General features: G+C 76.2%; 8 protein-coding genes. 3 read left to right on the top strand and 5 right to left on the bottom strand.

Annotation, left to right across the window (positions count from 1 at the left end):
- The coding region (locus PYV61_RS20705; RefSeq protein WP_275835192.1) for a hypothetical protein at positions 1-377 on the bottom strand (377 nt) is incomplete at its 3' end.
- 83 nt (positions 378-460) lie between these two features.
- On the bottom strand, positions 461-1,012 hold the full coding sequence (gene msrA / locus PYV61_RS20700; protein ID WP_275835190.1) for a peptide-methionine (S)-S-oxide reductase MsrA: 552 nt from the start codon (positions 1,010-1,012) through the stop codon (positions 461-463).
- 189 nt (positions 1,013-1,201) lie between these two features.
- On the opposite strand from msrA, the gene PYV61_RS20695 reads away from it, so the two are divergent.
- A complete protein-coding gene (locus PYV61_RS20695; protein WP_275835188.1) occupies positions 1,202-1,459 on the top strand; it encodes a hypothetical protein in 258 nt (85 codons plus the stop codon).
- 22 nt (positions 1,460-1,481) lie between these two features.
- Here the strand turns inward: PYV61_RS20695 and PYV61_RS20690 are convergent, their stop codons facing one another.
- Together PYV61_RS20690 and PYV61_RS20685 are read right to left on the bottom strand one after the other, a co-directional pair.
- A complete protein-coding gene (locus PYV61_RS20690) occupies positions 1,482-1,757 on the bottom strand; it encodes a hypothetical protein (protein ID WP_275835186.1) in 276 nt (91 codons plus the stop codon).
- An 86-nt stretch (positions 1,758-1,843) separates the two neighbouring features.
- The gene (locus PYV61_RS20685; protein WP_275835184.1) at positions 1,844-2,281 is read right to left on the bottom strand and encodes a CBS domain-containing protein; all 438 of its coding nucleotides are present in this window, start codon (positions 2,279-2,281) and stop codon (positions 1,844-1,846) included.
- A gap of 225 nt (positions 2,282-2,506) precedes the next feature.
- Here PYV61_RS20685 and PYV61_RS20680 point away from each other — a divergent pair, with 225 nt between their 5' ends.
- Both PYV61_RS20680 and PYV61_RS20675 read left to right on the top strand, forming a co-directional pair.
- Positions 2,507-3,400 carry a neutral zinc metallopeptidase gene (locus PYV61_RS20680; protein WP_275835182.1) on the top strand — a complete coding sequence of 298 codons (894 nt, stop codon included), beginning with the start codon at positions 2,507-2,509 and terminating at the stop codon, positions 3,398-3,400.
- Positions 3,401-3,479: 79 nt separating this feature from the next.
- Complete coding sequence (locus PYV61_RS20675) at positions 3,480-4,439, top strand: Ig-like domain-containing protein (protein ID WP_275835180.1); 960 nt, start codon at positions 3,480-3,482, stop codon at positions 4,437-4,439.
- A 199-nt stretch (positions 4,440-4,638) separates the two neighbouring features.
- On the opposite strand, the gene PYV61_RS20670 is transcribed toward PYV61_RS20675, so the two are convergent.
- The coding region (locus PYV61_RS20670; RefSeq protein WP_275835178.1) for a lysylphosphatidylglycerol synthase transmembrane domain-containing protein at positions 4,639-5,061 on the bottom strand (423 nt) is incomplete at its 5' end.

Below are 5,061 nucleotides of genomic sequence, written 5' to 3'. Positions count from 1 at the left end.
AAGGCGCGCGCCGCCGCCGCGTCGAGGAGCGCCGGCAGCGCGTCGGCGTCGGCGCCGCGCGCGACGGCGGCGAGGTACAGCTCCTCGCCCGGGGCGCGCACGGCCCACCGCGGCCAGGCCGCCAGCCAGGCGTGCAGCGCCGGCGCCAGCGGCACCGGCGTGTAGCCCACCAGGCGCACGTCGTGCGGGCGCGGCTCCCACACGTTCGGGCGGACGCACGCGACCGCGCCGCAGCGCAGGCAGGCGTGCACCCGCGCGTCGCCCGACAGCGGGCCGAGGACGTGGACGTGCAGCCGCGCGTCGCACCCGCAGTCGACGGCGCGGTCGCGGGGGCGCGGCGGGACGGACGCGGGGGCTGGGGCGAGGGCGGAGGGCATGGGCGCCAAGATGGGCGCGCCCGATCACCCCCGCATCACCCGCATCACCCCGTATCACCCGCCCGGCGCCCGCCGGCCGGCCGTCAGGCGGCGGCCAGCTTGTCGGCGAACTTCGCGCGCAGCTTGGCCACCTTGGGCGCGATCACCACCTGGCAGTACCCCTGGCGCGCGTTGCGGGCGTAGTAGTCCTGGTGGTAGCCCTCGGCCGGCCAGAAGCGCGGCGCCGGCAGCACGTGGGTGACGATCGGCGCGCCGAACGTGTCGTCGCGCGTCAGCTCGGCGATCACCGCGTCGGCGTCGGCGCGCTGCGCGTCGTCGTGCGTGAAGATCACCGAGCGGTACTGCGGGCCGACGTCGTTCCCCTGGCGGTCCGGCGTGGTCGGGTCGTGGATCGCGAAGAAGACCTCGAGCAGCTCGCGGTACGAGACCACGGCCGGGTCGAAGGTCACCTGCACCACCTCGACGTGGCCCGTCCGCTTGCCGCAGACCTCCTCGTACGAGGGGGCGTCGACGTGGCCGCCGGCGTAGCCGGACTCCACGCGCAGCACGCCCCGCAGGCGGCGGTAGACGGCGTCGAGGCACCAGAAGCAGCCGCCGCCCAGGGTGGCGACGGCCGGGGAGGTGTGCGAGGTCACGGGCTGGTCCGGAGAGAAGGGTCGTGGGCCGGGCGTCGGGCCCGGGCCGTGCTGGGGGTGTTACCCCAGAGAGCCGCCGGGGCGCCGGCGGTTCCCGGGTCGGTTTCCGGGTCACGGGTGCGTCACGCCCCTCGCGGCGGCGCCCGGACGGCCCCACACTTCCCTCGTCCGATCGCGGAGGAATGGGTCGTGTCGCTCGCCCTCGCCCTCGTCGTGGGGCTCGCCGTCTTCGCCGTCTGCACCTGGAGCGGGCAGACGCTCGCCCGGCACCACCAGGACGCCCACGAGGTGGGCGCCGTGGTCGCCATCGGCTTCTGCGTGCTGGGGGTCCTCGCCCTCGGCCGCAGCGTCCTCGCGCTGGACGGGGCGCTTCCGCTGCTGGGGCTCGCCGTGTCGGCGGGGGGCGGGCTGTTCGTCGGCTACGGGCGCGCCGACCGGGCGCCCTGACCGGGAAGGGACTCCCGGCCGGCTACCGGCGGGCGGCCCACCACGCGGCCGCCCCCACCACCACGACCGCCACCGCCGCCTGCGCCAGGTAGGGCCCGCGGGCCTGGCGGCCGGGGCTCGGCATCCCGCACGCGCAGGTCCGCGCGAACACCCAGACCGGGCGCTCGCACAGCCGGCACGGGGCCGACGGCCAGCGCACGGGCCGCCCGACGGAGGTCGCGCCCCGCTCCGGCGTCTCCGGCTGGGCGCGGAGACCCGTGATGTTGGTGATGCGTTCGGGGCGGTCGAGCTCGGCCATCGGGAGGGGCGCGTGGGGCGGGGAACCGCCCTAGGGACGCGCGGGGGGGCGCGGAGGGCACGCCGCCCCACCGCCGTCGGGCCGGCTCAGCTCCTCACGTAATAGACGTAGCTCTCCAGCTGCTGGATCGTCGCCTGCCGCTCCGAGACCTCGTAGGCGAGGACGTCGCCGGAGCTGACGACCCCCACCAGCGCCCCGTCGGCCGTGACCGGGAGGTGGCGGATGCGCCGCTCGCTCATCAGGACCCGGCAGTCCTCGAGCGGCGTCTCGGGGGCGACGGTGAGCACCGGGCTCGTCATGACCTCCCGCACCGCCGTCGTCGCCGGGTCGCGCTGGACGGCGACCACCCGGCGCAGGACGTCGCGTTCGGTGAAGATGCCGACCAGGACGCCGTCTTCGACGACCAGCACGCCGCCGATCCCGCGCCCCACCATGAGCGTGCTCGCGTCGAGCACGGTCGTGCCGCCCGTGACGGTGACGAGGTCGCCGTGCTTCCGGACGAGCAGTTCGCGAACCGAGGCCATGCGTGGACTCTCCACCGGGGCGGGAGTCGCGGCCGGTCAGCGCCGCGGCGCGGCGGCCCCGCCCCGACGGGGGCCGCCGACGGACGAGTGCCCGGCTCCCTCGGGAGGTTCCGGGTCCTCCGCGAACATACGTCCCCCCCGTTCCGCCGCCACCGCGCCCGGTCCACTTTCTGCCAATCCGGCCCCCACCACCTCACGACCACACTTCCGGCAGGAGGACCGCCGATGCGCTGGGACCAAGGCTCCGACCGCTCCAACCTCGAGGACCGCCGCGGCTCCCCGCTCAACGCGGGCGGCGGCGGGGGGGGCGCCCTCCTCGGCATCCTGGCCTCCATCGTCGGCCGCCGCTTCGGCATCCTCGGCGTGATCGCGGTGATGGTCATCGGCACGCTGATGAGCGGCGTCTTCTCCGGCGGCGGCACCTCGCGCTCCGCCGGCGGCGAGGTCGCCGCCAACGCCCCGGTGCAGCAGACGGCCGCCGAGGCGCAGCTGGTGGACTTCGTGACGTACGTCCTCAACGACTCGCAGGACGAGTGGGAGCGCCTCCTCCCGCAGGCGGCGGGGCAGCAGTACCGCGACGCGCGCCTGGTGCTCTTCCGCGAGGGCGTCGCGACGGGCTGCGGCAACGCGCCGAGCGCGGTCGGCCCGTTCTACTGCCCGGCCGACGAGCGCGTGTACATCGACCTCTCGTTCTACGACGAGCTGTCGCGCCGCTACGGCGCGCCGGGCGACTTCGCGCAGGCGTACGTGCTGGCGCACGAGATCGGCCACCACGTGCAGCACGTCCTCGGCACCGACGCGCGCGTGCGCCAGCTGCAGGAGTCGCGGCCCGACGCGCAGAACCCGCTGTCGGTGCGCATGGAGCTGCAGGCCGACTGCTACGCCGGCGTGTGGGCGTACACGGTGAAGGGGGAGGGGCGCCTCGACCCGGGCGACGCCGAGGAGGCGCTGGCCGCCGCGAGCGCGGTGGGCGACGACCGCCTGCAGCAGCGCGGGCGCGGCCAGGTGAACCCCGACTCGTTCACGCACGGCACGGCGGAGCAGCGCGCGCGGTGGTTCCAGCGCGGCTTCACGAGCGGCGACCCGCGGAGCTGCGACACGTTCGCGGGCGGGATCTGACGGAGCCTGCGACCTGCGACCTGCGACCTGCGGGGCCACCCGGTCGCAGGTCGCAGGTCGCAGTCGTTAGGATCCTCGAATGTCCCCTCGCGTCCCCCTCCCCGCCGTACTCTCCGCCCTCCTCGTTGCCGCGGCCTGCGGCGACCCCGCCGGCCCGACGCGCTGCACCGTCGCCCTCGGGCGCTTCCCGGACGACTACGTGGTCGCCGGCACGTCGCGGCCCGCGGCGGTGCAGGCCACGTGCGACGACGCCTCGACGCCTCCGCTGCGGTGGACGGTGAGCGACACCGCCGTCGCGACGGTCGACGCGCAGGGGAACGTCACCGGGCGCGCCCCCGGCCAGGCGCAGTTGGTCGCCGAGACGTCGGCCGGCGGCGGGGCGCGCGCGGCGCTCCCCTTCCTCGTGCTCCCGCCGTACGTCGTCGTGCTGTCGCCGCGCGCGTTCGACCTGCTGCCGCGCGTGCGCGAGGCGCTGAACCTGAGCGTCGTCCCCACCGACGTCCTCCCCGACGGCTTCCCGAGCGCGGTGCGCGTCCAGACGAGCGACTCGTGCGTCGCGGTCGTCGACGCGCGCGGGGTCGTCGAGAGCGGGCGCGCCGGGCGCGCGACCGTCACGGTGCGCCTCGCCGCGGCGCCCGGCGTGCGCGACTCGGTGACGGTGAACGTCGGCGTCCCGGCCACCGCGCGCACCTTCGTCGCGCGCGTGACCGACGCCGAGACCGGCGGCGCGGTGGACCCGCGCGCGCTGAGGGGGCAGGTCACGGTGCTGGTGAACCTCCTCTACCCGAACACCGGCGGCCGCGTCGAGCTGCGCCTCGGCGGGCGCGTCGTCTCGACCCTCCTGCTCGCGCCCCCGACGACGCCGATCGTCGCCGTCACGCGCCTGCCGCTCGCCCTCGACACGCGCCGCCTCCCCGACGGCCCGGCGACGCTCGAGGCGGCGCTGGTGGTGCCGGACCTCCCGGGGCTGCCGGGGTGCGCGCCGGTCAACCTGTCGGACAGTGACAGTCAGCCGGTGACGATCGCCAACGGTGGCTGATGCCTCGTCACGGCGGAGGGCGGGGTATGGCGGAGTGCAGGGTACGGCGGAGAGCGGGGTGAACCGAACCAAGGGGTGAACCGCACACCGGGGCACGGCGAACCTACCGGCTATGAGCTCGTAGGTCCGTGGTACCCCGCTCTGCGAGGTATCCCTGTGTTCGGTTCACCCCGCTCTGCGCAGCACCCGGGTCTTCGCCTCACCCCGCCCTGCGCCGTGCCCTGAACTGCCCGATCGACAGCACCACCCACCCCGCCCCCACGAACGGCACCAGATACACGAGGTGCCCCACCACCCCCATCGCCAGCGCCTGCTCGCGCGGCACGCCGAGCGCGGTGTAGGCGACCAGCGCCGCCCCCTCGTAGACGCCGAGGTTCCCCGGCGACGCCGGGATCGCCGAGGCGAGGTTCGTCGCCGCCAGCGCCAGCACCGCGCTCCCCGGCCGCGGCGCGACGCCGAACGCGCGCTCGACCGCCGTCCACCCGCCCGCCTCGACGACCTTCATCAGCAGCCCGCTCGCCACCGCGAGCGCGAGCCGCCGCGGCGACCGCAGCGCGTCGAGCGACGCCGCCCACGACAGGGCGAACGCGCGCGCCCGCGCGGCCCACCCGTCGGCCGGCCG

It is taken from the genome of Roseisolibacter sp. H3M3-2, assembly GCF_029211165.1.
Classification (GTDB): Bacteria; Gemmatimonadota; Gemmatimonadetes; order Gemmatimonadales; family Gemmatimonadaceae; genus Roseisolibacter.
This window is presented reverse-complemented; position numbering and strand designations above follow the sequence as displayed.

Coding starts and splice junctions, on each gene's coding strand:
- PYV61_RS20680 (WP_275835182.1), top strand. CDS start 2,507: ATGCGCTGGGACCAAGGCTCCGACCGCTCCAACCTCGAGGACCGCCGC.
- PYV61_RS20685 (WP_275835184.1), bottom strand. CDS start 2,281: ATGGCCTCGGTTCGCGAACTGCTCGTCCGGAAGCACGGCGACCTCGTC.
- PYV61_RS20690 (WP_275835186.1), bottom strand. CDS start 1,757: ATGGCCGAGCTCGACCGCCCCGAACGCATCACCAACATCACGGGTCTC.
- PYV61_RS20675 (WP_275835180.1), top strand. CDS start 3,480: ATGTCCCCTCGCGTCCCCCTCCCCGCCGTACTCTCCGCCCTCCTCGTT.